The 26,393-nt window shown below is 51.1% G+C and carries 29 protein-coding genes; all 29 read left to right on the top strand.

Annotated features, from left to right (window positions below):
* Positions 1-11 precede the first annotated feature (11 nt).
* Positions 12-380, top strand: coding sequence for an ATP synthase subunit I (locus NST23_RS26195; protein ID WP_063228993.1), 369 nt, complete (start codon positions 12-14; stop codon positions 378-380).
* 65 nt (positions 381-445) lie between these two features.
* Positions 446-1,261, top strand: a complete 816-nt coding sequence (gene atpB / locus NST23_RS26190) for a F0F1 ATP synthase subunit A (protein WP_063228994.1) — start codon at positions 446-448, stop codon at positions 1,259-1,261.
* A 55-nt stretch (positions 1,262-1,316) separates the two neighbouring features.
* Positions 1,317-1,538 carry a F0F1 ATP synthase subunit C gene (gene atpE, locus NST23_RS26185; RefSeq protein WP_005831752.1) on the top strand — a complete coding sequence of 74 codons (222 nt, stop codon included), beginning with the start codon at positions 1,317-1,319 and terminating at the stop codon, positions 1,536-1,538.
* Between the two features lie 189 nt (positions 1,539-1,727).
* Positions 1,728-2,231 (top strand): F0F1 ATP synthase subunit B, encoded by a 504-nt coding sequence (gene atpF / locus NST23_RS26180; protein WP_122962594.1) that lies wholly within the window; start codon positions 1,728-1,730, stop codon positions 2,229-2,231.
* Positions 2,228-2,755, top strand: coding sequence for a F0F1 ATP synthase subunit delta (locus NST23_RS26175; RefSeq protein WP_122962595.1), 528 nt, complete (start codon positions 2,228-2,230; stop codon positions 2,753-2,755). The genes atpF and NST23_RS26175 overlap by 4 nt, the downstream gene beginning before the upstream one ends.
* Before the next feature lie 40 nt (positions 2,756-2,795).
* Positions 2,796-4,307, top strand: a complete 1,512-nt coding sequence (gene atpA / locus NST23_RS26170; protein WP_063228998.1) for a F0F1 ATP synthase subunit alpha — start codon at positions 2,796-2,798, stop codon at positions 4,305-4,307.
* A 75-nt stretch (positions 4,308-4,382) separates the two neighbouring features.
* Complete coding sequence (gene atpG, locus NST23_RS26165) at positions 4,383-5,246, top strand: ATP synthase F1 subunit gamma (RefSeq protein WP_063228999.1); 864 nt, start codon at positions 4,383-4,385, stop codon at positions 5,244-5,246.
* 48 nt (positions 5,247-5,294) lie between these two features.
* Positions 5,295-6,704 carry a F0F1 ATP synthase subunit beta gene (gene atpD, locus NST23_RS26160; RefSeq protein ID WP_122962596.1) on the top strand — a complete coding sequence of 470 codons (1,410 nt, stop codon included), beginning with the start codon at positions 5,295-5,297 and terminating at the stop codon, positions 6,702-6,704.
* A 27-nt stretch (positions 6,705-6,731) separates the two neighbouring features.
* Complete coding sequence (locus NST23_RS26155; protein ID WP_122962597.1) at positions 6,732-7,130, top strand: F0F1 ATP synthase subunit epsilon; 399 nt, start codon at positions 6,732-6,734, stop codon at positions 7,128-7,130.
* Positions 7,131-7,343: 213 nt separating this feature from the next.
* Complete coding sequence (locus NST23_RS26150; RefSeq protein ID WP_122962598.1) at positions 7,344-8,084, top strand: DUF6042 family protein; 741 nt, start codon at positions 7,344-7,346, stop codon at positions 8,082-8,084.
* Between the two features lie 303 nt (positions 8,085-8,387).
* Positions 8,388-8,759, top strand: a complete 372-nt coding sequence (locus NST23_RS26145) for an NADH-quinone oxidoreductase subunit A (RefSeq protein ID WP_063229003.1) — start codon at positions 8,388-8,390, stop codon at positions 8,757-8,759.
* Positions 8,750-9,268, top strand: coding sequence for a NuoB/complex I 20 kDa subunit family protein (locus NST23_RS26140; protein WP_063229004.1), 519 nt, complete (start codon positions 8,750-8,752; stop codon positions 9,266-9,268). The genes NST23_RS26145 and NST23_RS26140 overlap by 10 nt, the downstream gene beginning before the upstream one ends.
* Positions 9,265-10,722 carry an NADH-quinone oxidoreductase subunit C gene (locus NST23_RS26135; protein WP_340964922.1) on the top strand — a complete coding sequence of 486 codons (1,458 nt, stop codon included), beginning with the start codon at positions 9,265-9,267 and terminating at the stop codon, positions 10,720-10,722. The genes NST23_RS26140 and NST23_RS26135 overlap by 4 nt, the downstream gene beginning before the upstream one ends.
* A gap of 3 nt (positions 10,723-10,725) precedes the next feature.
* Entirely contained in the window at positions 10,726-11,874 is a 1,149-nt protein-coding gene (locus tag NST23_RS26130) for an NADH-quinone oxidoreductase subunit D (RefSeq protein WP_063229006.1), read from the top strand.
* The gene (gene nuoH, locus NST23_RS26125; RefSeq protein WP_173596373.1) at positions 11,871-12,881 is read left to right on the top strand and encodes an NADH-quinone oxidoreductase subunit NuoH; all 1,011 of its coding nucleotides are present in this window, start codon (positions 11,871-11,873) and stop codon (positions 12,879-12,881) included. Before NST23_RS26130 ends, nuoH begins: the two co-directional genes overlap by 4 nt.
* A gap of 105 nt (positions 12,882-12,986) precedes the next feature.
* A complete protein-coding gene (gene nuoI, locus NST23_RS26120; protein ID WP_063229008.1) occupies positions 12,987-13,400 on the top strand; it encodes an NADH-quinone oxidoreductase subunit NuoI in 414 nt (137 codons plus the stop codon).
* 1 nt (position 13,401) lies between these two features.
* The gene (locus NST23_RS26115; protein WP_063229009.1) at positions 13,402-13,911 is read left to right on the top strand and encodes an NADH-quinone oxidoreductase subunit J; all 510 of its coding nucleotides are present in this window, start codon (positions 13,402-13,404) and stop codon (positions 13,909-13,911) included.
* Positions 13,908-14,219: an NADH-quinone oxidoreductase subunit NuoK gene (nuoK, locus tag NST23_RS26110; RefSeq protein WP_122962601.1), complete on the top strand. Its 312-nt coding sequence runs from the start codon at positions 13,908-13,910 to the stop codon at positions 14,217-14,219. The genes NST23_RS26115 and nuoK overlap by 4 nt, the downstream gene beginning before the upstream one ends.
* A 26-nt stretch (positions 14,220-14,245) precedes the next feature.
* Positions 14,246-16,168 (top strand): NADH-quinone oxidoreductase subunit L, encoded by a 1,923-nt coding sequence (gene nuoL, locus NST23_RS26105; RefSeq protein ID WP_281868902.1) that lies wholly within the window; start codon positions 14,246-14,248, stop codon positions 16,166-16,168.
* Complete coding sequence (locus tag NST23_RS26100) at positions 16,152-17,693, top strand: complex I subunit 4 family protein (RefSeq protein ID WP_340964920.1); 1,542 nt, start codon at positions 16,152-16,154, stop codon at positions 17,691-17,693. The genes nuoL and NST23_RS26100 overlap by 17 nt, the downstream gene beginning before the upstream one ends.
* A 3-nt stretch (positions 17,694-17,696) precedes the next feature.
* Positions 17,697-19,223: an NADH-quinone oxidoreductase subunit NuoN gene (gene nuoN / locus NST23_RS26095; RefSeq protein ID WP_122962604.1), complete on the top strand. Its 1,527-nt coding sequence runs from the start codon at positions 17,697-17,699 to the stop codon at positions 19,221-19,223.
* A 113-nt stretch (positions 19,224-19,336) separates the two neighbouring features.
* Positions 19,337-19,567 carry a DUF1146 family protein gene (locus tag NST23_RS26090; protein ID WP_063229014.1) on the top strand — a complete coding sequence of 77 codons (231 nt, stop codon included), beginning with the start codon at positions 19,337-19,339 and terminating at the stop codon, positions 19,565-19,567.
* Between the two features lie 101 nt (positions 19,568-19,668).
* A complete protein-coding gene (locus NST23_RS26085; RefSeq protein ID WP_122962605.1) occupies positions 19,669-20,415 on the top strand; it encodes a YwmB family TATA-box binding protein in 747 nt (248 codons plus the stop codon).
* A gap of 18 nt (positions 20,416-20,433) precedes the next feature.
* Positions 20,434-21,759 (top strand): UDP-N-acetylglucosamine 1-carboxyvinyltransferase, encoded by a 1,326-nt coding sequence (gene murA / locus NST23_RS26080; protein WP_122962606.1) that lies wholly within the window; start codon positions 20,434-20,436, stop codon positions 21,757-21,759.
* 243 nt (positions 21,760-22,002) lie between these two features.
* A complete protein-coding gene (gene spoIID / locus NST23_RS26075; protein ID WP_122962607.1) occupies positions 22,003-23,019 on the top strand; it encodes a stage II sporulation protein D in 1,017 nt (338 codons plus the stop codon).
* Positions 23,020-23,110: 91 nt separating this feature from the next.
* Positions 23,111-23,836 (top strand): M23 family metallopeptidase, encoded by a 726-nt coding sequence (locus NST23_RS26070; RefSeq protein WP_063229018.1) that lies wholly within the window; start codon positions 23,111-23,113, stop codon positions 23,834-23,836.
* 182 nt (positions 23,837-24,018) lie between these two features.
* A complete protein-coding gene (gene spoIIID / locus NST23_RS26065) occupies positions 24,019-24,306 on the top strand; it encodes a sporulation transcriptional regulator SpoIIID (protein WP_005831806.1) in 288 nt (95 codons plus the stop codon).
* A gap of 77 nt (positions 24,307-24,383) precedes the next feature.
* Positions 24,384-25,400 carry a rod shape-determining protein gene (locus tag NST23_RS26060; RefSeq protein ID WP_122962608.1) on the top strand — a complete coding sequence of 339 codons (1,017 nt, stop codon included), beginning with the start codon at positions 24,384-24,386 and terminating at the stop codon, positions 25,398-25,400.
* 6 nt (positions 25,401-25,406) lie between these two features.
* The gene (locus NST23_RS26055) at positions 25,407-26,378 is read left to right on the top strand and encodes a flagellar hook-basal body protein (protein WP_173599022.1); all 972 of its coding nucleotides are present in this window, start codon (positions 25,407-25,409) and stop codon (positions 26,376-26,378) included.
* The last annotated feature ends 15 nt before the right edge of the window (positions 26,379-26,393 follow it).

The following is a 26,393-nucleotide window of genomic DNA, read 5'->3' as shown; positions in this document are numbered from 1 at the left end:
GGAGATGGGACATGCAAACGTTTTCTTCGGCAATGCGATCCACGTTTCGCTATGCCTTTTTCTGTATGGCAATCGCCGCGATACTCTGGGCGCTGTTGCCATCATCGCGTTTCTTTTTGCAAAGCCTCCTGCTCGGGATGGCTGGCAGTCTAGTGAATGGCACGGTCCTCTTCAGCAAAACATGGCGAATTGGCCAGATGGCTGTCGATCCGGGCGTGCGTCCGAAAGGGACAGGTATGCTGCAACGCTTGGTCGTGGCAGGTTTTGCTGTCTTTTTGACTATGCGTTTTCCTCACTTGTTTGGGCTTGCCGGAGTGTTGATCGGCTTGTTCCTTTTCCAGGTTCTCAGTTTCCTTTTTGTGTATCGCTCCTTTAAATAGATAGCAGAATACTTTTTTTCATGTACGTAAGTAACATACTCGCGCGGAAGAAAGGGGTGAAATACATGCATTATTCTCTGCGATTTGAATGGTTGGGCATGGTATTTGACATCTCCACTGTTCTCATGATTTTGGTAACCTCTCTGGTGGTGCTTTTGCTCTGTATCGGGATGACCCGCAACTTGACCTCCGCTACACCAAGCGGCGCGCAAAACGTGATGGAATGGATTGTGGATTTCGTTACTGGCATTACAAAAAGCTATATCTCACCGAAAAAAGCTGCGGGTTTTGTCTCGCTGGCGCTGACTTTGTTCCTCTACATTTTCCTTGGAAACCAACTGGGTCTCGTATTTAACGTAAATACAGCACACCACAACGGTCCTGACCATCAAGTAAGCGAAAAGGTTAAAGACCTGTTGACGGCTTCCACGACTCCTGAGGCAAAACAACAAAAGATGGCCAAGCTTGAGGAAGAGCTTAACTCAAACGATCCGCATTCTCACGGTGTTGTCATCGGCTGGTGGAAATCTCCAACCGCGACACCGAGCGTAACTTTCGCTCTCGCGTTCATCGTTTTGCTGTACGCTCACTACCTGGGCATTAAGAAGAGTTTCGGTGGATGGTTGAAACATACATTCCTGAATCCGATTCACATTCTGGAGGAGTTCATCATCAAACCATTGACGCTTCCTCTGCGTCTATTCGGTAACATCTTTGCGGGTGAGGTTTTGATCGCCTTCCTGTTGGGTGTAGGGATCTTCGGAAGTATTCCGTTGTTCCTGTGGCTGGGCTACTCGGTGTTTGTCGGCTCTGTACAGGCATTCATTTTCACTACGCTGGCGATGGTTTACCTGTCTCAGCAGGTGAATGAAGATCACTAATCAGCATTTCCCCGATTTTATACTCGCTTTTACAAACTAAGGAGGTTTTTAAACAATGGAAGGTTTGGCTCTTGCAATTGGTATCGTATTTGGTCTCGCTGCTCTTGGCGCAGCAATCGGTAACTCCCTGGTAATCTCCCGTACAATTGAAGGCGTAGCTCGTCAACCAGAAGCACGTGGTAACCTGATGGGTCTCATGTTCCTGGGTCTCGGTCTGGTAGAGGCGGTTCCGATCATCGCTGTAGCGATCGGTTTCATTCTCTTCGGTCGTATGTAGTCAGCGAGCAATTGGTAACAATAGGCGGGCGCTTGATACCCGCCTCTATTTTTGATCGAGTGGAAGTCTATGAAGCTGCCATTCGACGCAAGCAAGAAAACTTCGTCATAGTACGAAGCCAGAGTGTCTGAAACAAACGGTATATACCGTGATGATACATCTTTCTTTTCGCAGGAAGGAGTGAAACGAATGCTCGACTTTGGAGCGGTGTCCCTGGAGTGGGGAACGCTTTTAACCCAAGCAATTGTGTTCTTGTTGTTGCTGCTCTTGGTTCGTAAATTGGCTATGGGCCCGATCGTTGGGATCATGGAGAAACGTCGTCAGCATATCGAAACCCAAATTTCATCTGCTGAGCGCAACCGCGCAGAAGCGGAAAAACTCTTGGCTGAACAACGTCGCGTACTGGATGAAGCTCGCGCTGAATCCAAAGCAATCATCGACCGCGCTAGCAAGCAAGCGTCTGATGAAGCGGCGAAAATCGTGGCAGAAGCTCAAGCTGCATCCGAGCGTATGAAAGCGGACGCAAGCGCTGAACTGGCACGTGAAGTAGAAAAAGCAAAATCCGAGCTGCGTGAACAAATGACCAGCCTCTCCGTACTCTTGGCTTCCAAGATTATCGAGAAAGAACTGGACGAAGCAGCTCAAAAGTCCACTGTTGACAAATTCCTGGCTCAAGTAGGAGATCGCCTATGAGTAGCGCAGTAGGAAAGCGTTATGCTCGCGCTCTGTTTGAGGTAGCGAGCGAGCGTGGCAAGATCGATCAGGTGGAAGCTGACCTTGGTGCGATCGTGCAGGCTGTGGAAGGCAACGAAGATCTGCAAAAGATCATGCAGCACCCGCACATCGCTGCAGATGCAAAGGGCAAGCTGGTTGATGAGCTTTTCAAAAGCCATGTAGGGGAAGAGAGCTTCAACTTCCTGAACGTCCTGATTGAAAACGGACGGGAAGTTCAACTGTCTGACATCTACAGCTCCTTTGTGCAACTGGCAAATGAAGCGCGTGGCTACGCAGATGCTGTCGTCACGAGCGCAAAGCCGCTTTCTGATGAAGAACAGGCAGAGTTGGCTGAGAAGTTCGGTCAAACTTTGAATAAAAAGCTGCGGTTGACAGCGGTCGTAGACCCTGCAATCCTCGGCGGCATCGTTATCAAAATTGGCGACCGTCTGTACGATGGCAGCCTGAAAACAAAGTTGGAAACCTTTGCGCAAAAAGCGTAAAGCTCGGTCTTAACGAAGTTGGATGAATGGGGTGAATTAAGTGAGTGCAATCAGACCAGAAGAAATTAGCTCCCTCATCAAAGAGCGGATCGCTAATTTTAAATCTGAAATCGAAGTTGTAGACGTAGGCACAGTCATCCAGGTTGGTGACGGTATTGCTCGCGTTCACGGTTTGGAAAAGGCCATGCAAGGGGAGCTTCTTGAGTTCCAAAATGGCGTAATGGGTATGGTACTCAACTTGGAAGAAGATAACGTGGGTGTCGTTATTATGGGACCTTTCCGCGACATTAAGGAAGGCGATACTGTAAAACGTACCGGCCGCGTTATGGAAGTTCCAGTAGGGGAAGCGCTGCTCGGCCGCGTAGTAAACCCACTGGGTCAACCACTCGATGGTCAAGGACCTATCGCAAATGACGGCTACCGCCCGATCGAGAGCCCGGCTCCTGGCGTAATGGCGCGTAAATCCGTACACGAACCGCTCCAAACAGGTATCAAAGCGATTGACGCGATGATCCCGGTTGGCCGCGGACAGCGTGAGTTGATCATTGGTGACCGCCAAACTGGTAAAACAGCAGTGGCGCTCGACACCATCATCAACCAAAAAGGCAAAGACATGATTTGTATCTACGTGGCGATCGGTCAGAAGCAATCGACCGTTGCGAACATCGTAGAAACCCTGCGTAAAGCAGGCGCTCTGGATTACACCATCATCGTTTCCGCTACAGCTTCCGACCCAGCGCCAATGCTGTACCTGGCTCCTTATGCTGGTGTTACTATGGCTGAGTACTTCATGTACAAAGGCGGACACGTTCTGTGCGTATACGATGACCTGTCCAAACAGGCTGCTGCATACCGCGAAATGTCCCTGTTGCTCCGTCGTCCTCCAGGTCGCGAAGCATATCCTGGTGACGTATTCTACTTGCACTCCCGCTTGCTGGAGCGCGCTGCGAAACTGTCTGATGAACTGGGCGCAGGTTCCATTACTGCTCTGCCGTTCATCGAAACCCAAGCGGGTGACATTTCCGCATACATTCCTACTAACGTGATCTCCATCACGGATGGTCAGATCTTCCTGGAGACAGACTTGTTCAACGCAGGTCAACGTCCAGCGGTTAACACCGGTCTTTCCGTATCTCGTGTAGGTGGTTCCGCGCAAATCAAGGCGATGAAAAAGGTAGCAGGTCCGCTCAAGCTTGAGTTGGCTCAATACCGTGAGCTTGCAGCGTTTGCTCAGTTCGGTTCCGACCTGGACAAAGCTACCCAAGCTCGTCTGACCCGCGGTGAGCGCTTGATGGAAATCATGAAACAAGGCCAGTTCGATCCAATGCCTGTTGAGAAGCAAGTTGCTTCTATCTACAGCGCTACACGCGGCTACCTGGATGACATTCCAGTAGCAGATGTACGCCGCTTTGAGAAAGAGCTGCTGTCTTTCCTGGATTCCAACAAACCACAACTGTTGGAGCACATCCGCACTACGAAAGACCTTCCAGATGAAAAAGAACTGAACGCAGCGATCGAAGAGTTCAAAAAAGGCTTTTCGGTAACTCGCTAATCGTTAACCTGATAGACATCAGATGCATGCCGGGCAAGAAAGCCCGGGCATGCGTTCTCAAGGTGGTGAAAACGAGTGGCAAAAGGAATACGTGAGATTCGACGCAGTATTAAAAGTACCAAAAATACGCGCCAAATCACGAAAGCGATGAAAATGGTGGCGGCAGCGAAACTCCGCCGCAACCAGGAGAAGGCTGAGGCAGCACGTCCTTACGCTGACAAAATCCAGGAAGTGATTGCAAGCATTGCGAGCGGAACAACTGGTTCCAAACATCCGATGCTGCAAAATCGTCCGGTGAAAAAGACTGGTTACATTGTCATCACTTCCGACCGTGGACTTGCTGGCGGATACAACGCCAACATGCTTCGCAAAGTGGTTACCACCATCAGCGAAAAGCACAAATCCAAGGATGAGTACGGTATTTTTGTGATCGGTCGCAAAGGTCGTGACTTCTTCAGCAAACGGAACTATCCGCTTCTGGAAGAGGTAACAGGTCTGCCAGCCAGCCCGGCCTTTGCTGATATCAAGAAAATTGCCGGTGCGGCAGTCCAGATGTTCGCGAACGAACAAATTGACGAACTGTACCTGTGCTACAACAAGTTCCAAAGTGCAATTTCGCAAATACCTACCGTAAAACAATTGCTGCCACTGGAAGCTCCCGAGAGCAACACGGTGCGCACAATCAATTACGAGTATGAGCCGTCCTCGGAAGAAGTTCTGGCCGATCTGTTGCCTAAATACGCGGAAACACTGGTGTACAGTGCGCTTCTCGAAGCGAAGGCTTCCGAAGAAGGTTCCCGTATGACAGCGATGGGCAACGCGACAGACAACGCAACGGATATGATTAACCGTTACACGTTGATCTACAACCGTGCCCGTCAGGCAGCCATTACTCAAGAGATTTCCGAGATCGTTGCAGGTGCAAACGCACAGGCTTAGTGGCAGCGAATAGCTCCCAATTTAGCTTTACAGGAGGGAAGAAGTAAGATGGCGAATGGACGCGTGGTTCAGGTAATGGGTCCGGTTGTTGACGTCGAGTTCGACCGCGGACACCTGCCTGCCATTTACAATGCGATCAAGATTCAACATAAAGCACAAAGCGCTGGCGAGCGCGACATCGACTTGACAGTTGAGGTTGCAACTCACCTGGGTGATAACCTGGTTCGTACCGTTGCGATGTCTTCCACTGACGGTTTGGTTCGCGGTATGGAAGCCGTTGATACAGGTGCAGCTATCTCCGTTCCAGTGGGTGCAGTTACCCTCGGACGCGTATTTAACGTATTGGGAGAGCCGATCGACCTGCAAGAGCTGGGTCAAGTAGATCGTCGCGACCCAATTCACCGTAAAGCTCCTGAGTTCGTAGACCAAGCAACTACTGTTGAAATCCTGGAAACAGGTATCAAAGTAATTGACCTCTTGGCTCCGTACATCAAGGGTGGTAAGATCGGTCTGTTTGGTGGTGCGGGTGTAGGTAAAACCGTTACGATCCAAGAGCTGATCAACAACATCGCGCAAGAGCACGGTGGTATTTCCGTATTCGCTGGTGTAGGTGAGCGTACCCGTGAAGGTAACGACCTGTACCACGAGATGAAAGATGCAGGCGTTCTGCCGAAAACCGCGATGGTATTCGGTCAAATGAACGAACCGCCTGGTGCGCGTCTTCGCGTAGCGTTGACCGGTCTGACAATGGCGGAGTATTTCCGTGATGAAGAAGGCCGCGACGTTCTTCTGTTTATCGACAACATCTTCCGCTTTACCCAAGCGGGTTCCGAGGTATCCGCTCTCTTGGGCCGTATGCCATCCGCGGTAGGTTACCAGCCAACACTGGCTACCGAAATGGGTCAGCTGCAAGAGCGCATTACTTCTACGAAAAAAGGTTCCGTAACGTCTATTCAAGCGATCTACGTACCAGCGGATGACTATACTGACCCGGCGCCTGCGACTACGTTTGCTCACTTGGACGCTACTACCAACCTGGAGCGCTCCATCGCTGAGTTGGGTATCTTCCCTGCGGTAGACCCACTCGCATCCACTTCCCGTGCTCTGACTCCTGACGTAGTTGGTCAAGAACACTACGATGTGGCTCGTGGCGTGCAAAAAATCCTGCAACGTTACAAAGAATTGCAAGATATCATCGCGATCCTTGGTATGGACGAGCTGAGCGACGATGACAAACAAGTGGTTGGCCGCGCGCGCCGCATCCAACGCTTCCTGTCCCAGTCCTTCCACGTTGCCGAGCAATTTACTGGTAACCCAGGCCAATACGTGCCATTGAAAGAAACGGTTCGCAGCTTTAAAGAAATCCTCGAAGGCAAGCACGACCACCTGCCAGAGGGCGCGTTCCTGTATGTAGGAACGATTGAAGAAGCGGTAGAAAAAGCGAAGAAAATGGCGTAAGACACCCTGGAAAGGGGAGACGATTAAATGAGTAAGATGACAGTTGAAGTCGTAACTCCTGAACGGGTTGTCTATAGCGGTCAGGCTGAAATGGTCATTGCTCGCGGTGTTCAAGGGGATCTCGGTATTTTGCCGAACCATATGCCACTGGTGAGCCCGCTGAAAATAGCGCCTGTTCGGATCAAGACAGAAGGCGAGAAAGAAGTAAAGATGGCTGTAAGCGGCGGCTTCATGGAAGTGCGCGGCGATAAAGTAACCATCCTTGCTGAAACGGCTGAATTGCCGGGAGACATCGATGTTGAACGCGCGAAGGCAGCGAAGGCTCGCGCCGAGAAGCGTTTGGCTGAGAAATATGCCGAGCTCGACGTCCAGCGTGCCGAGCGTGCGCTGCAACGTGCGATGGCACGTCTCGACGTAACGAAGTAAGCGTAAGCTTGATATCCCCGCGCCCATGTGGCTGCGGGGATTTTTCGGTTACGAGCGCGTATGGCGATACATGCATGCTGGGCATGATATTTCCAGTTGGTAATCGCCTATCGTTTCTGTGTATAATAGACCTAATGCCCTGCCGTCTGACATGATTTTTTGCGACAGCATAATGTGCGGCACTGGCTAGTGGAATTAAAGGAGAGTGTACTGATGCAAACCATTCGCGATATTCGCCACAATCAGGATGGCGTAGTGATTCCGAGCGGCTTCGCGGCCAATGGCTGGTCGAACGTGCTGTCTCATGAGATGAATGTCCTGTTTCAGGCTCTGTGTTTTGTCGTAACAGAGTACGAGACAAAAGCGGAGATGGAAAAAGGACTGGATGAAATCGAAGCGTTGAAAGGCGCCTTTTCTGTACCTGCCAAGGAAGCATTTAAATCGGAAGAAGACTATGAAGGCTATGTAGACCTGCTGAACCGCTTCAAGGCATTCCTGAAGCGTTCCGATTACGCTTATCCTGCATCCCGTGTGGAAGCGATTGAGCTTTTCGTAAAATGGGGTCTTGTGATCGACAACGAAGACGCGTGGGATATTCCTGTCCACCCGTTCCCGGATGTACCTCAGTTGTTTAATCTGAGTGAAGCGGAATCGCTCGCCCTGGCGCATGTAAAGCTGGAAGCGCTGGTACACCCTATTTTCAGCCGTCTGGTCATGATGCTGCATGAACGCGATGAAAACACGTTTAGCATCTCCAAGGCAGAAATGAAAGAAATGCTGAATACGAATGACCAGATGCTTACTGAAGTTTTGATCAAGCTGACTCCGTATATGGAAGAGGCGATCGAGAACGTACTGGAACTTCCGGATGATGAGAAACTGAATTTCACCATTGTATGGGAGCGCATTTACGAAGACTTCCTCGGTCAGCAGTTTTCAAGCAATGTTCAATAATGCACAAAATAAATACGCCTGACGGACATATTCGTTTGGCTATTATATGATGCTGGAAAAACTTAGGGAAAAATCTCTAAGTTTTTCCCTTTATATGGGACTACAGGAAGGCTTTCGTTAGACACCCAATTGGCAATTTGATATAATGATAAAGGTATTTTTTTCTAGCAGTATCGGTCTGCGACTACGTTCATACCTTCATCTGCGATGCTGCAAGGAGTACCCTTTTGATGATGTTCATACTTCATCTGGAGGGCAGCGCAAGACAGATTCATATCTTTCTTACGAGCGGAGGGAACGTGGGTGATTGACATCTATACCAACAATTATGTTATTGTCGCGATCTTTTTGTTTCTCGGTGTGTTGTTGCCCGTAGCTACTGTCAGCTTCGTTGGTCCACTACTGCGTCCAAAGAAACCGACACGGGAGAAGCAAACCACTTATGAAAGCGGTAACATTCCTGTTGGTGACAGCTGGGTACGTTTCAACGTGAAGTATTACATCTTTGCCCTTATGTTTGTCATTTTCGATGTAGAAACACTCTTTCTGTACCCGTGGGCCGTCGCTTACAAAGAGTTGGGGCTGTTCGCCCTGGTCGAGATGGTCATCTTTATATCCTTGCTTGTGGTAGGGCTGATTTACGCGTGGAGAAAGAAGGTGCTGGAATGGAACTAGATCTGACAAGCATTGCGCCTGAATTGCAAGAAGAACTGAATCGAAACGTCATGTTTACGACTTTGGAAACGGTAAAAGGATGGGTGCGAAGCAATTCGCTCTGGCCTTTGACTTTTGGCCTTGCCTGTTGCGCGATTGAGATGATGGGAACCGGGGGAGCGCGATACGATCTGGACAGGTTCGGGGTAATTTTCCGGGCTTCGCCGCGCCAATCCGATGTCATGATCGTAGCCGGAACGGTTACGAAAAAAATGGCTCCATTGCTGCGCCGCTTGTACGACCAGATGCCTGAACCGAAGTGGGTGATTGCGATGGGGTCCTGTGCGACGGCGGGCGGACCATATGTGCGCTCGTACAGTGTCGTAAAAGGTGTCGATCAGATCGTTCCCGTCGATGTATACATTCCAGGGTGTCCACCTAACCCTGCCGCCCTGATTTACGGAATCAACAAACTTCAGGAAAAAATTCGCTATGAAGCGAAGACTGGGAAGCGGGTGACCAGTCCATGAGTGAAGAAAAACGCAGGCCAACGCCGGAAGAAAAGGCGCAGGCAGCAGCCGAGGCGCGCGCCAAAGCTGAAGCTTTGCGAAAATTAAGAGAACAGGAAGAGCAGGGCGCAGAGGCAGCTCCACCAGCTCAAGAAGAAGCTCAGGCACAAGCCGCAGATTCGCAAGAGGAAGCATCAGCAGCGAAGCTAGTCTCGGAAATGACACCGGAAGAAAAAGCAGCAGCGAAAAAGGCGGCGGCCGCAGAAGCGATTGCCAAAGCGAAAGCTGCAAAGGAAGCCGGGGCTGATACGCCAAGCGAAGCAGCCGCACCAGCAGCGAAGCCAGTCTCGGAAATGACGCCGGAAGAAAAAGCAGCAGCGAAAAAGGCTGCCGCCGCAGAAGCGATTGCCAAAGCCAAAGCTGCGAAGGAAGCCGGAGCAGATACGCCAAGCGAGGCAGCAGCACCAGCAACGAAGCCAGTTTCGGAAATGACGCCGGAAGAAAAAGCAGCGGCGAAAAAAGCGGCAGCGGCAGAAGCGATTGCCAAAGCCAAAGCTGCGAAGGAAGCCGGAACAGATGCGCCAAGCGAAGCAGCAGCACCAGCAACGAAGCCAGTCTCGGAAATGACGCCGGAAGAAAAAGCAGCGGCGAAAAAAGCTGCCGCCGCAGAAGCGCTGGCAAAAGCGAAAGCTGCCAAGGAAGCGAAAGAATCTGCCCAGCAGGGAGATGGCGCTTCGTCAGCAGAGGGGGCAGATGCGGAAGCGAAGGCAAAAGCCGCCGCAGCGGCCAAAGCAAAAGCAGCTGCCGCCGCTGCAGCTAAGGCGAAGGCCGAGAGAGAAGCGGGTGGCTCGCCAGCAGATGGCGGGGATGATGACGCCAAAGCGAAAGCCGCCGCAGCAGCAAAAGCCAAGGCTGCCGCCGCAGCCGCTGCAAAGGCAAAAGCTGCTCAAGCGACTGGCGATGGAGCGGAAGCAGCAGAAACGCCAAAAGCTCCTTCCAAAAACCAACCGTATCTCGACAAGTACGTGCTGCGTATTACAGAGAAGTTCGGCAAAGAAGTGCTGGAAGCCAGTTATATTAACGAATTGGCCAAGGAAGTCCCGACATTGGTTATTCAGAACGAACGGTGGCACGAGATTGCCCAGTTTCTGAAAGAAGACGGGCAATTGGCCTTTGAATATTTGTCAGATTTGCATGGCGTCGATTATGAGGACAGGATGGAAGTTTACTACCATCTGTACTCCTACAAAAATCGGCAAAGCCTGGCGGTAAAAGTCAAAACCAGTCGGGAACAGTCGTCTGTGCCGTCTGTCATGGACGTATGGAACGGCGCCAATTGGAATGAAAGAGAGACTTTTGACTTGTTGGGGATTCATTTCCCGGGACATAAGGATTTGCGTCGAATTTTGCTGCCGGATGATTGGGTAGGCTATCCGCTGCGAAAAGATTATGTGCAATACGACGAGGAGGTTTAACTGATGAACCAGAACATCCTCACAACAAGTGTCGATACCTCTTCAGAAAACGGCATTCGCACGGAAGAGATGCTTCTGAATGTCGGCCCGCAGCATCCAAGTACACACGGAGTATTTCGCTTGGTCGTCAAAATTGATGGCGAAACGATCAAGGAAGCTATTCCGGTCATGGGCTATCTCCATCGCGGCACCGAAAAGCTGGCGGAAAATCTGAACTATACGCAGATTATTCCTTACACCGACAGGATGGACTACGTATCTGCCATGACCAACAACTATGTGCTCTGTCACGCGGTAGAGACGATGATGGGTCTGGAAATACCCGAGCGTGCCCAGTTCTTGCGCCTGATTGCCATGGAATTGAACAGGGTGGCAAGTCACCTGGTCTGGTGGGGAACTTATTTGCTCGACATCGGTGCAATGGGACCGTTTCTGTATGCGTTCCGCGATCGGGAAATGATCCTTGACCTGTTTAACGAGCTGTGTGGAGCGCGAATGACTTTCAACTACATGCGGATCGGTGGCGTGAAGTGGGATGCGCCTCCAGGCTGGGTAGACAAGGCAAAGGAATTTGTCCAATACATGAAGAAGGAACTGAACAACTACCACCAGCTCGTATCCGGAAACGAAATTTTTATCAGCAGGATCAAAGGCATCGGAAAATTCGACACCAGTACGGCATTGGATTACTCGCTGTCTGGCGTTATGCTGCGAGCCACTGGCGTGAAGTGGGATTTGCGCAAAGATGAGCCATATTGCATCTATGATCGCTTCGATTTTGATGTTCCGACTGCGACAGAGGGCGATTGCATGGCGCGCTATCAAGTGCGCATGGCAGAGATTGAACAGTCGTTGCGCATTTTGGAGCAAGCCCTGGAGCAGTTCCCGAGCGAAGGGGAAGTGATCGGCAAAGTGCCTCGTGTCATTCGGCCACCAGCTGGCGAGACTTATGTGCGGATCGAGTCTCCGCGTGGGGAAATCGGCTGCTACATCGCAAGCCAGGGTAAGGATAAGCCTTGGAGATTGAAATTCAGACGGCCGTCCTTTACCAATCTGCAAATTCTGCCCACATTGTTGCAGGGAGAAAGCCTTGCCAACATGATCGTCATCCTGGGCAGCATCGACATCGTGCTCGGGGAGGTTGACTGTTGATGAATGCGCTTTTGCAGCAAGCCCCCTCATGGGGAAACACTCTCTGGTTTATTTTGGCGGCGGTGATCCTGCTGGCCGTTTTGCTGGGATTCGTCACATACGCTATCTACTTCGAGCGCAAAGTCATCGGTTGGATGCAGCTGCGCATTGGGCCCAATCGCGTCGGGCCTTTGGGACTTTTGCAAACCGTTGCTGACGTTACCAAGCTGCTGTTGAAAGAAGATACGCGTCCCAAGCACGCTGACAAAGCTTTGTTCACATTGGCGCCGATTTTGGCTTATGCGCCCGCCTTCGCTGTCCTGGCAGTCATGCCGTTTACGGAAAGCATCCAGTTTGCCGATTTGGGAATCGGCCTGCTGTACTATATCGCGCTTTCCGGCATTACGGTGCTCGGGGTGATTACGGCTGGCTGGGCTTCGAACAACAAGTATTCGCTGATCGGGGGTCTCCGCTCTGCTGCGCAGATGATCAGCTATGAAGTGCCGCTGGTCATGTCCGTGGTTGGTGTCGTTCTGTTGACGGGCAGCATGAATCTCAGGGAAATTGTCGAGGCGCAGCGGGATGTCTGGAATATTGTTCCGCAGTTTATCGGATTTGCCGTATTTATCATTGCTGCTCAGGCAGAGCTGAACCGTACGCCGTTTGACCTGCCTGAAGCCGAATCGGAGCTGGTAGCCGGATATCACGTCGAATACTCCGGATTCCGTTTTGCCATGTTCATGCTGGCAGAGTACGTGTACATGTTCGGGATGGGGACGCTGATTACGATTTTGTTCCTTGGTGGATGGCTGCCGATTCATCCGGCTTTGGGCTTTATTCCGGGAATCGTCTGGTTTGTGCTCAAGTTCTCGCTGTACATCTTCCTTCAGTTTTGGATTCGGGCTACCATGCCGCGCTTGCGAGTAGACCAACTGATGTCGTTTGCCTGGAAAGTGCTTCTGCCAATCGCGCTGTTCAACATACTGCTTACCGCTGTCGTCGTCTCCTATCAAAACGGGATGTTCTGATTTTGGCGGCAGAAAGCAACTGCTAGGCGTTACGGGTTTCTACGCGCAGGCTTCGCCATTGGCAAGGCGATAGTCAAGTAACTCAAATTCTGAGGGGTGACACACATGCTTGGACTGGCTAAAGGCCTTGGGTATACCTTTAAAAAACTCACGGAGAAAAAAGTTACCCATTTTTATCCGGATGTGCCCTTTCCCATGCCGCCACGCTTTCGCGGCATCCAACACTTTTCCCCGGAAAAATGCATCGTTTGCAACCAATGCGCCCGCATTTGTCCGACCGAGTGCATTCAATTGACAGGGAAGCCCCATCCTGATCCGGATAAAAAGGGAAAGATCATCGATACGTACGATATCAACTTCGAGCTGTGCATCTTGTGCGATCTCTGTACGGAGGTTTGCCCTACCGAAGCGATTGTGATGACCAACAACTTCGAGCTGGCAGCTTACAGCAGGGACGAACTGTACAAAAACTTGAAATGGCTGGATGACAACAATACAAACGTCAGGGAGGAGAACTAGCATGACTGGCGAATTTGCAGCCTTTTTTATCCTGTCTCTCCTGACGATTGGCGGCGCAGTCTTCATGATCAGTTTTACTCGTGTTGTACACATGGTAATCTCGCTCGGGGTCACATTTATCAGCATCGCAGGACTGTTTGTTTTGCTCGGAGCAGAGTTTGTAGGCGTGGCGCAAGTGCTGGTCTACTCTGGTGCGATTTCCATTCTGATGCTGTTTGGAATCATGCTCACCAAGCACGATGCCCAGGACGAAGGAACAGGGCGCAAGTGGAAAAACCGCTTCATTCTGTTGTTTGTCGCTGGTTTGTTCGGCCTGTTGTTCTGGGGAATCCAAAACACACCGTGGCCTGCACCACCGCCGCCAGTGGCTTCTCCTGTGAGCAACGCCAAAGAAATCGGACTGGAAGTATTCACGAAGTACGTCATTCCATTTGAACTGTTGTCCGTACTGCTCTTGGTCGCGTTGGTCGGTGCGATCATCATGGCAAAAAAGGAGGGGGATAACGAATGACAGTGAGCATTACCTCCTACTTAATGGTCGCATTGATTTTGTTCTGTGTCGGTTTGTACGGAGCACTGACAAAGCGAAATGCGGTTGTCGTTTTAATCTCGATCGAATTGATGCTGAATGCGGTGAATATCAATCTGGTCGCGTTTTCCAAATACGGCTTGTACCCCGCTGTAGCCGGGCAAATTTTCACCTTGTTCACCATGACGGTTGCTGCTGCCGAGGTCGCAGTGGGTCTGGCGATCTTGATCGCGCTCTACCGCAACAAGGAAACAGTCAATGTAGATGAAATAGACCAAATGAAACGATAGATGGAGACCTGATAAGGAGGACAAAGATGGATACTTTTTTGCACTACGCCTGGCTCATCCCTCTGTTTCCGCTTCTTGCTTTCATCGTGATCGTTTCGTTTGGTCGCCAGTTGAAAGAAGGAGCGGCCATAGTCGGCATCGGGCTGACAGCTGTTTCTTTCGGAATCGCCGTCCTCGCTTTTTGGCAGAGATTCCGGGATGGGGGAGTAGACTACAACTATGTGGTAGATTGGCTTCATGTCGGTGACATCGTGATCAATATGGGCTTTGAGGTAACTCCGCTCAATGCGATGATGCTGGTTATCGTCACGCTGGTCAGCTTGCTCGTTCAGATTTATTCCAAAGGCTACATGCATGGCGACGAGCGCTTTCCGGTGTTTTACCAATATCTCGCCCTGTTCACGTTTTCCATGCTCGGGCTGGTCATTTCTCCGAACCTTTTGCAAGTGTACATTTTCTGGGAGCTGGTTGGTGTCTGTTCCTTCCTGCTCGTCGGTTATTACTATTTCAAACCGGAAGCCAAAGCGGCTGCGAAAAAGGCATTTATCGTTACGCGGATTGGCGACCTGGGATTGTTCATTGGGATATGCTTGCTGTTCTGGTGGACCGGAAGTTTTGAGTACGGGCCGATCTTCGAAAGCGTAGCTCTCGGACGACTGGAGCCGTGGATGATTACAGTCGCAGCGATTTTGATTTTTATCGGTGCGATGGGGAAATCAGGCCAATTCCCGCTGCATACGTGGTTGCCTGATGCGATGGAAGGTCCTACGCCTGTATCTGCCTTGATTCACGCAGCGACGATGGTTGCTGCCGGTGTGTACCTGGTGGCTGCGACTTATCCGCTGTTCATCGCTTCTGATACGGCTTTGACTGTAGTGGCTTATGTAGGTGGCATCACGGCGATTTTTGCCGCTTCCATCGGTTTGACACAGCGCGACATCAAACGTGTGCTTGCGTATTCCACAGTCAGTCAGCTCGGGTACATGATGATGGCGCTGGGGGTTGCCGGTGCTGCCGGCTATGTGGCGGGATCGTTTCACCTGATGACGCACGCCTTTTTCAAAGCGTTGCTCTTTCTCGGAGCGGGCAGCGTAATCCACGCCGTACATACGCAAGATGTGTTTGAAATGGGCGGCCTGTGGAAAAAGATGCCTGTCACAGCACTAACGTTTTTGATCGGCTGTCTGGCTATTGCGGGAATCTTTCCTTTCGCCGGATTCTGGTCGAAAGAAGCGATTTTGGGCGCTGTATATGGAGCGCATCGCTACGATCTGCTGGTTATTGCGCTGGTTGCGGCTTTCTTTACCGCATTCTATATGTTCCGATTGTTTTTCCTCACGTTCACGGGAAAAGCTCGGGGCAAGCACGAAGCACACGAGTCACCTGGCGTCATGACTGGGCCTTTGCTAATTTTGGCGCTGCTTGCTGTAGTCGCCGGATTTGTGAACACGCCTTACGCACCTTTGCTGACTGACTGGATTTTGTCAACAGGAACAGGTACGGCAATTGTCAACGTGTTTGGCGAAGGAACAGAGCATGCCGCTTCCTGGCTGCAAATCGTCGCTTTGCTCATCTCGGTGCTGGGCGTCATTTTAGCCTACCTGATGTACGGCAAAAAGTCGGTATCGCCAAACAGTATTCCCGAAGCGATGCCGTGGCTCTATCGACTCTCTTACCGAAAATACTATGTGGATGAACTGTACCAGAATGTGATTGTGCGGCCACTTGGCTGGCTGGGAATCATTTTGAACGGGTTTGACAAATACGTGGTGGATGGCCTGGTTGGGCTGACAGCCAAGATTACGCAGGGAATTGGCGCTTTACATGCACGTGTGCAAAGCGGCCAGATCCAGTCTTACGGGGCGATGGTTCTGTTTGGCCTGCTGCTGTTGATCCTTGCCATCAGTTTGACGGTCGAGGGAGGTGGACTCTTTGGTTTCGGGCGCTAATATCCTTTTGTCGTCGCTGGTGTTCTCTCCACTTCTGGCGATTCTCGTGATCGCTTGCATCCCTGGTCGTCGATTCGCGGCAATCAAGCAGGTCGGGATACTGGGAACCTTGTTGCCGTTGATCCTGGCATTTTGGATGTTCGGTTTGTTCAATTACGATACATCCAATCTGCAGTTTGTCGAGCGTCATGACTGGATTTCCATTCCGATCGGACTTGCTCAGACAGGTACGGTATTCGCTTTTGAAATCAACTATGAGCTTGGTGTGGACGGGATTTCCATGCCGTTGATTTTGCTGACAGCGATCATCGGAACTCTCGCTGCGGTCGCTTCCTGGCAGATCAAAAAGCGGCTGAAGGAATTTTTCATCTTGTTCCATCTGCTGCTGATCGGGATGCTCGGAGTTTTCGCAGCCGACAACCTGTTCCTGTTCTTCATTTTCTTCGAGCTGACACTGGTGCCGATGTACTTCCTGGTCGGAATATGGGGCTATGGCGAACGCGAGCATGCGGCCAACAAGTTCCTGTTGTACAACGGAATCGGTTCCGGCATCATGCTGCTGGCCTTCATCGCTATTTTCGTCGTCATGCGAACACTGAATATCGATCAGATTGCCGCGATTTTGACGACACCGGACCATCCGGTCACAGCAGCGCTGACGCCAACAGTTCGCTTCGCCTTGTTCATGGCCCTGTTCGTTGCCTTCGCGATCAAGCTTCCGGTGTTTCCGTTCCATACGTGGATGCTGAAAGTGCACGTACAGGCTCCGCCGTCCATCGTTATGATCCACTCCGGCATTTTGCTGAAGATGGGGGCATACGGACTTTTGCGGATGGGCATCGGATTTTTCCCGGAACAGGCGTACCAGTTCTCTACATGGCTGGCGATCCTGGGAATCATCAACGTGCTGTATGGCGCGGTGCTCGCTTTTGTGCAAAAAGATTTGAAAATGGTTCTGGCGTACTCCAGTATCAGCCATATGGGGATCGTTCTCCTTGGTTTTGCGGCCATGAACTCGATCGGCTTTCAAGGAGCGATGTTCCAGGTTGTCTCTCACGGTTTTATTTCGGCGCTGTTGTTCTTCCTGATCGGCGTCATTTGGGACCGGACGCAAACTTCGATGATCGACGACCTTGGCGGCTTGTCCAAATCCATGCCATTTGTCAGCGGCGTCTTTTTGGCTGGCGGTATGGCATCGCTCGGACTGCCTGGCATGTCCGGATTTATCAGTGAGTTCTTTGCTTTCCTGGGACTGTTCGGTCGAATGCCTGTACTGGCTGCGATCGGGGCGCTTGGGATCGTGCTTACAGCCGTCTATTTGTTGCGAGCGATCATGCGAACGACATTTGGGCCGACACCAAGCCGCTTCACAGGTCTTGCGGATGCACAGCCGATGGAAGTGATTCCGATGGTCGTGCTTCTCGGGTTTATTATCCTCATCGGCGTCTATCCAGCTGTCCTGGGAAATCCGATGCAGCAGGCTCTGAAGACGATCGTACCGATTGTAACGGGAATAGGAGGGTAATCCATGGACGTAAAAGATATATTCTCATATGACTGGAGCTACCTTCTGCCCGAATTTATCATTCTCGGATTTGCGACGTTTCTGTCGCTGCTGGATTTGTTTGCGGGCAAGCGTCTCGGTAGACAGGTGATCGGTTGGCTGTCGCTTGCAGGGGTAGTGTTGGCAGCGGTCTTTGTCTTCGTCAATGTGAATGTGCTCGACAAGCCGTACAGCTACATGGCGGACATGATCCGCATCGATGACTACGGCAATGCTTTCAAGCTGCTATTCCTGGCCGGGACGGCATTTGCGATTTTGCTCTCTCTTTCGTATCTGAAAAAGGGGGAGGTCACCCACACAGGAGAGTATTACTATTTGATGCTGACAGGACTTTTGGGGGCCATGGTCATGGCGTCTTCGGCAGACCTGATCACGCTGTTTGTCGGACTTGAGCTGTTGTCCCTGTCATCCTACGTGCTTGTGGGATTGAGAAAAAAGTCGCTGCAATCGAATGAATCAGCTTTTAAATACGTGGTATCGGGCGGAATCGCCACGGCCGTCATCTTGTTTGGGATGTCGTACGTGTACGGCTTGACGGGTACGACACATATTTACGAGATTTCGTTCCGTCTCGCAGAAGCGGGAATGGCGGGCTATCAGTTCCTCGTGTACATGGCATTTGCGTTTCTGGCGGTCGGGCTTGCTTTTAAAATATCCGCGGCGCCTAACCACATGTGGGCTCCGGATGTATACCAGGGCGCTCCGACTCCCGTAACGGCTTTTCTGGCCGTCGTATCAAAAGCGGCAGGCTTCTCGCTCGTATTCAGAGTCTTGCTGATCTCGTTTTTCAACGTTTCGAACGGAACGGATCGCTTCTTTTTCCAGGAGGCGAGTCTCTATCTCGGCATCATGGCGGCTGCTTCCATGATTATCGGGAACACGATGGCGCTCAGGCAAACAAACGTCAAGCGCATGATGGCCTACTCGGGAATTGCGCAGGCGGGGTATATACTCGTTCCGTTTGTGCCGCCGACGACTTTGTTTTTCGGTGAAGTGATCTTCTACCTGTTCGGGTACATGCTCGTCAGCTTTGGTGCTTTTGCCGTCATCATGGTGGTGACACGTGAGCAGGGAACAGAAGATCTGAAAGGTTTTGCCGGTTTGTATCACCGTTCTCCTGTCATGGCGATTGCGATGAGCATTTTCCTTCTGTCGCTGGCAGGGATTCCTGTCACCGCAGGATTCTTCGGGAAATTCTATCTGTTCATGGGTGCGCTGGCCCAGGAAAATTACTGGCTGGCGGCAATCATGATCGTCACAAGCGTCATTTCCTACTATTATTACTTCGGGATTATCAGACAGATGTACATGCGTCAGGGAACGAGCGAAGCTCCGCTTGCCGTGCCAAAAGGCATTTGGACTCTGGTCCTCGTGCTGGCCATCCTGACAGTCGTGTTCGGGGCATTCCCTGGTCTGGTCACCGATTATGTGCAAGTTCATTTCAATCCGTCTTTTGACTTTGGGAATATGCTTCCTCCCAACTTTCAGTGACACTCGTAACGAATGGCTACATCATGTACAATAGAAGGGATAGCTCGCTTTTCGGGCTGTCCCTTTTTCTTTTGACGAAGATGGCTGACTGATTTGCATGAGGAGGAACAAGCATGCCGCAAGAAGTATACGGCGTATTGAGCATCGTCTTGTCGATTGTATTCATTGCACTCGCATGGTGGGCTCTGCAATCATTTCGTTTTGAAAAAATCTTGAAGCATCCGGCGGGAGCGCAAGCGAAGCTGCTGCAAATTTTACTGTCGATCGTAATCGGCTACGAAGTATCGCGATTTTTCCTCGATTATCTCGGCTGGTCCATGACATTCGGCAATCTGTTTTCCTAATCGCCCAAACTTCATTCAGTTTGCTGGTATATCCACCCAGTTTCATGTGCAAAATGGGAAGTACAAAGAGATGTACGTGAAACATGGGGAGAGGATATAAAATGGGGAAATGGTCTGGCCTTCTTGTACTTGCTTTGTTGCTGGTCACTGGCGCTGTTTATTGGATGCCTGCGCAGGCGTCGGAAGCAAAACCTGTTGCGAGCAAGCTCTTGCAAACGCTTGAGGATTCGGGAGCGACGGGCGTGTCCATTCAGGTTCGTGCGAGAGTGGCGCTGGGGGAAGTACAGCGGCAGGAAGAAGTCACTGAGTTGGCAAAGATGTGGGCAAAACAGCTAGAGATTCCGCTTTCGCTCATCGAAGAATCGCGGAACCACGATGTTCTTATGTATCGAACGACATACAAGCAAAACGGCGTCTCCGTGCGCTACGAGATGACAAGTGTTCCTGAAAATGGTTCATTTGACACATATCTAGTGCTGCAGTTATCGGGAAGCCGTGAATCCCTACTATATATAGAGCAGATACAGGAAACCTTCGCGAAAGCCCTGAAAAATGCCGACTTTATTCCGCAAATTAGCACTTGTATTCGCGGATTGTACAATGTTAAGATGAGTGTTGACCAACAGGGGGGTAAAATTATGTCGATTTTTGCTACCCTCCAGGCAACAGAATTGGAACGTTTACAAGATGAGACGGTCGTCAGTATTTCTGGACATACCCCTATGTGGGAACCATTCATTGCGTTAAACGGGCAAAAGATGAATCTGCAGGTAGCGACTCACCGTGACAGCGGCAATGCTGGCACATGGGTTACTGTAGGTACACCAATCATCACAGTGGAATATTAGCACGCGGAGGGGTACACATTGGATAAAATTATTGTCCGTGGTGGTAAGGCATTGGCGGGTAATGTGAAAGTATCTGGCGCCAAAAATGCCGTACTCCCTATTATTGCAGCATCTATCCTGGCAGAAGAAGGCACATGCGTTATTTCGGATGTACCTGCTCTTGACGATGTCAGGACGATATGCGACCTCTTGAAATCGATGGGAATCTCCCTTACATATGATCATGAAGTGCTGACAATCAATGCTTCTGAGCTTACCAGCGTCGAAGCATCTTATGAACTGGTCCGCAAAATGCGTGCTTCTTTCCTGGTAATGGGGCCGCTTTTGGCTAGAAAAGGACAGGCTCGTGTCGCTCTTCCAGGTGGTTGTGCCATTGGTACCCGCCCGATCGACCAACACCTTAAAGGGTTTGAGGCTATGGGAGCCAAAATCGAGATCGGACAAGGGTTTATTGAAGCAAAAGCAGACGGGCGATTGAAAGGGGCAAAGATTTACCTCGATATCGCAAGCGTCGGCGCAACGGAAAATATCATGATGGCTGCCGCTTTGGCAGAAGGCACGACCGTGATTGAAAACGCAGCGGAGGAGCCGGAGATTGTCGATCTGGCCAACTTCCTGAACCGGATGGGAGCAAAAATCCGCGGTGCGGGAACAGGCTCTATCCGCATCGAAGGCGTGGAAAAGATGAAGGGCTGCACGCATTGCGTCATTCCTGACCGGATTGAAGCTGGAACCTTCATGGTGGCAGCAGCGATCACGGGTGGAGATGTATTCGTAGAAGGCGCGATTTGCGATCACCTGAAATCCGTAACAGCCAAGCTGCGTGAAATGGGCGTAGAGGTAGACGAGCAGGAAAACGGCATCCGCGTTCGCCGCACAGGTGCTCTGAAAGCTGTCGATCTCAAGACGCTGCCATATCCGGGCTTCCCGACTGACATGCAGTCGCAAATGATGGCGCTTTTGCTTGTTTCCGAAGGCACGAGCATCGTGACCGAGACGGTTTTTGAAAATCGTTTTATGCACGTGGAAGAGTTCCGCCGCATGAATGCCAATATCAAAATCGAAGGACGCAGTGCCATTGTGGAAGGCGGCTCCAAGCTGACCGGAAGCAAAGTGGCGGCAACCGATCTGCGCGCAGGTGCAGCTCTGGTGCTGGCTGGGTTGGTATCGGAAGGAGAGACAGAGGTAACGGCTCTTCACCATATCGACCGCGGGTATGTGAACTTCACGGAAAAGCTGTTGGCACTCGGAGCGGATGTGGAGCGCGTAACTCCTGAGGAGAAAAAGCGGGAAGCGGTTTTGCCAGATACGATCAAGGTAAGCTTCTCTCCTAATTTTGCGTAACGAATGTGTCAGCTATATGACAAACACGAAGATTCTCTGCGAAAGCAGGGGATCTTTTTTTTCGTTTGTGAAAATGGTCAGCGCGAAGACCCAAGCCAAGCTGCTTCCCCTTCCAATACGGCTCCGGCAGAGGTCTGCTTGCAGCTGTTGTCGCCCTCGCTACTCTCTTACTCTCTCGTTCTATCGGTCTTTTGCCATACATAGACTGAAAGTGTCTAGCACTTAACGGGGAGGATCACTTGGATGAAACGCTACTTGCTCATAGGGTTTATCACTTTGCCGATCTTGCTCGTCCTGATGCCGGCTGCTCTGGTTTATCTGTTTGCACCTTCGCACGAGTCCGCAGCATCCCCACATGAAGCCGTTCAGCAGCAGAACAAACCGGCGACAGCAGGAGCTGCCCAATCGCTTCCCATCAAGGTGTACCGTACCGAAAAAAAGGTTGTGGAAACATTGCCGCTGGAGACGTACATCGAAGGGGTAGTAGCGGCTGAGATGCCGGCCGAGTTCGAACTGGAAGCGTTGAAGGCCCAGGCGATGGCAGCGAGGACGTATATCGTACGCAGACTGAAGCAAGGGAAGTTCGATGATGTGCCCGCGGGAGGACAGGTGCTGGATACGGTCGCTCATCAGGTGTATATGGATGAAGCGCAGCGCCGTGCACGCTGGGGAGACCAGTACGAATGGAAAAGCAAGCGCATAGAGCAGGCTGTGCAAGCAACAGCGGGCGTCGTGCTGACTTATCAGGGAGAGCCGATTGACGCCACGTTCTTTTCCACCAGCAACGGCTTTACCGAGAACTCGAACGAATATTGGGAAAAGCCGATTCCGTACCTGAAAAGTGTGGCAAGTCCATGGGATATCGAATCCCCGCGCTACGAGGAAACAGTGGTCAAGTCCACGGCTGAGCTGGAAAAGGAATTGGGCGTGAAGCTTGTGCAGGAGGCTTCCTCCAACGGAGCCTGGTATCGGATTGAGTCGCGCACGACGGGAAATCGCGTGGGGAAAATCAGCATTGGCGGCAAGGAGTTTAGCGGGCGGGAATTTCGCGAAAAGCTGAACTTGAACTCGTCTTCTTTTACGTTGGAGCTGAGAGGCAACCAGGTGTTTATTACAACCAAAGGATACGGCCACGGAGTCGGCATGAGCCAATGGGGAGCAAACGGCATGGCCAAGAGCGGAAAAAATGCCGAGCAGATCGTGAAGCACTTCTACCAGGGAATCAACCTCCAGGATTACTCTCAAATCGTGCGCGCCTAGCGAAAAAGAACGCAAATTTTTACTTTTCCCTACTCTCTCAGGTTTATACGCCAAAATTCTGGCGATACTGAGGGATGAGGTGATGAATAAAATGGAAGATCAAAAGAATCAAAATCAACCGATTCCATTCAAGAAGGCAAGCTCCTGGAAAAAAGTTTTGGGTAAGAAGTGGGCGTTCCCCGCAATCTACATCGGAACCGCAGCAATCATTCTCGCTTTTGTGATGTGGTATCAGGGCAGCGTCATGGACACGGTATCCAAAGTGGCAAATGTCGGGGATAACGTGGCAGTGACAACTCCAGCGACTCCTGAGACACCGAAGCAAAACGATGAAGCGGTACCTGTGACAAGTGGCGTTCAACCGTTGGCATGGCCTGTAGGGAAAAATGTCCAGTATGAAATGGGAATGAGCTACTACGACGAACAAGCGTCCAAAGACGAGCAGCAAAAGGCGCTGGTCAAGTACAGCAACTCTTTTTACCCGCACACCGGAATTGATTTGAAAGCAACTGATGGCAAGAGCTTTGATGTCGTGGCTGCCCTCGCCGGAAAAGTCGTGAAGGTGGAAAACGATCCGCTCGTCGGCAAAACCGTTGAAGTGGAGCACGCTGACAAAATGGTGACGGTCTATCAAAGCCTGGAAAACACGACAGTCAAACCAGGTGATGAAGTGACCCAGGGCCAAGTGATCGGTTCAGCAGGCCGCAACGAGTTCGAGAAAGATTTCGGAGTGCATCTCCACTTCGAAGTACGTGTCGACGACAAGCCAGTGAATCCACAACAATATTTGATTCAAGCGGAAGCGAAAAATCAATAATTAGCGAAATGATGGAAAACACCCGTAAAATCAAGCGATTTGCGGGTGTTTTTTTGCTGTTGGTACAAACTGTTGAAAAAAGATGCGGCCGTGCTGGCTTGTCAGGCTTGGAAACGTAGAATATGTGTCCCTGCCCACCCATATATTGTATCAGACAATGTAGATACAAGGAGGCGAGTAATGTGCACGACTACATCAAAGAGCGGACCATCAAGATTGGCCGATATATTGTAGAGACGCGAAATACGGTTCGGATGATCGCCAAAGAATTCGGAGTTTCCAAAAGTACAGTGCACAAGGACTTGACGGAAAGGCTGCCTGAAATAAATCCGGAGTTGGCTAACCAAGTTAAGGAAATTTTGGAATATCACAAAGCTATCAGACATCTGCGGGGAGGCGAAGCGACTAAAATCAAATACAAGCGGCGTAGTAAAAAAGTCCGAGTTGAACAGGAGGAGAGCGTGCAATAAAGAATTTCCTTGTCCTCTCACGTAGAAGAGCCTATGATATTAGGTAGAAATGTAACTGGTAACAGGGAGGACCTTTCATGTTTGGCAAAGATATCGGAATCGACTTGGGGACGGCCAATGTCTTGGTGTATGTAAAAGGCAAGGGTGTTGTCCTAGACGAACCATCTGTCGTGGCAATAGATAGCAATTCTAGAAAAGTATTGGCCGTGGGGCACGAAGCGCATCGCATGGTGGGCCGAACCCCAGGAAATATCGTGGCGATCCGACCTTTGCGCGAAGGTGTTATTGCCGATTTTGAGATTACAGAAGCGATGCTGAAGCACTTTTTGAACAAAATCGGTGGAAAAAGCATGTTTGCACGTCCACGCATCCTGATTTGCTGCCCAACGAACATTACCTCGGTAGAGCAAAAGGCGATTCGCGAAGCAGCCGAGCGCAGTGGAGGCGCAAGACAGGTGTTTATCGAAGAAGAACCGAAAGTTGCCGCAGTTGGGGCAGGTATGGACATTTTTCAGCCGTCCGGCAATATGGTAGTGGATATCGGTGGGGGTACGACCGATGTAGCGGTGCTGTCGATGGGCGATATTGTCACGTCTTCCTCCATCAAAATAGCTGGGGACACATTCGATGTGGCTATTATGCGGTACATAAAAAATAAATACAAACTGCTGATCGGAGAGCGTACAGCTGAAGATATCAAGGTTCAAATCGGAACCGTATCCGGCGGGCGCCAGGACGAAATGGACATTCGTGGTCGGGACATGGTAAGCGGATTGCCGCAAACCATTACCATTCAATCCGGCGAAGTCCAAGAAGCCCTGGCCGAGTCGGTGAGTGCGATTGTACAAGCCTCGAAATCTGTTTTGGAACGAACACCTCCCGAGCTTTCTGCCGATATAATTGATAAGGGTGTTTTCCTGACTGGCGGCGGCGCACTTTTGCATGGCATCGACGAGATTTTGGCAGAGGAGCTGAAGGTTCCTGTGCTGGTAGCGGACGAGCCGATGATGTGTGTAGCCAAAGGAACCGGAATGATGCTGGACTATCTGGACAAGGTGCCGGCTCACTCGAATAAGCGATTATTCAGGGGGTAAGATTACGTGATCAGAGGCTTGTATACGTCTGCATCTGGCATGCTTGCCTTGCAAAACAGGCAAGATTCGCTGGCGAACAACCTGGCTAACATCAACACGCCTGGATACAAACAGGATGTTGGTGTCATGCGCGCTTTCCCGGAGCAGCTCCTTTCGCGCATGCGCGATTCCGAAGGACCTGATTTCCCGGGCGTTCCGACCATGCCTGGCCAGCCTGCGATCATCGGACGGCTGAACTCAGGGGTGTACATGTCGGAAGCGATCCCTGCCTTTACGCAAGGAGATATTGAAGAGACGCGCAATCCGTACGATGTGGCGCTTTTGGACAACCTCCAGCCTGATCAGGACGGAAATGAGCGCCGTCTGTTTTACAGCGTGGCACGGATTGAAGATTTGACCCAGCCAGCCCAAGAAGAAGATATTCGCTACACGCGGAACGGAAACTGGAGCGTCAATGCGGAAGGGTACCTGGTGACGCCAGACGGATATTACGTTCTCGACAATCAAAATCAGGCGATTCGGCTGAACAATGATCCGCTTACAGGGGTCAATGTCGGGCAGGACTTGAAGATCAATCAGGCTGGCGAGCTGTTGTACCGGGATTCGGTCAGCAAGGACTACCAGGTGTTGGCCAACCACCAGAGGCTCGGCCTGAGCGTCGTGACAGACCCTCAGAAGCTGGTTCGTGAGGGAACGAACATTTTCCGCTATGAAGGAGACGCAGAGGTAAAAGCGATCGACATCGCGGAAGCGGAAGACCAGGCTGCATTGGCTGCCGGAGAGTACGATACGCCGACTGTTGCAGGCAGATACGGTACGCAGCAAGGATGGAGAGAGCGGTCCAATGTTGACCCGGCTCAAACTATGACAAGCATGATGAGCGTACTGCGTGCATACGAGGCAAACCAGCGAGTCATTACGACGATTGACGGTACGCTGGACAAGGCTGCTAATGAAATCGGACGAGTGAACGGATAATAGGGGGTAGGAAGG

The sequence above is a fragment of the Brevibacillus sp. FSL K6-0770 genome, from assembly GCF_038000275.1.
GTDB lineage: Bacteria > Bacillota > Bacilli > Brevibacillales > Brevibacillaceae > Brevibacillus > Brevibacillus parabrevis.
The sequence above is the reverse complement of the archived record's forward strand: the minus strand, read 5'-3'. Positions and strand labels throughout refer to the sequence as shown.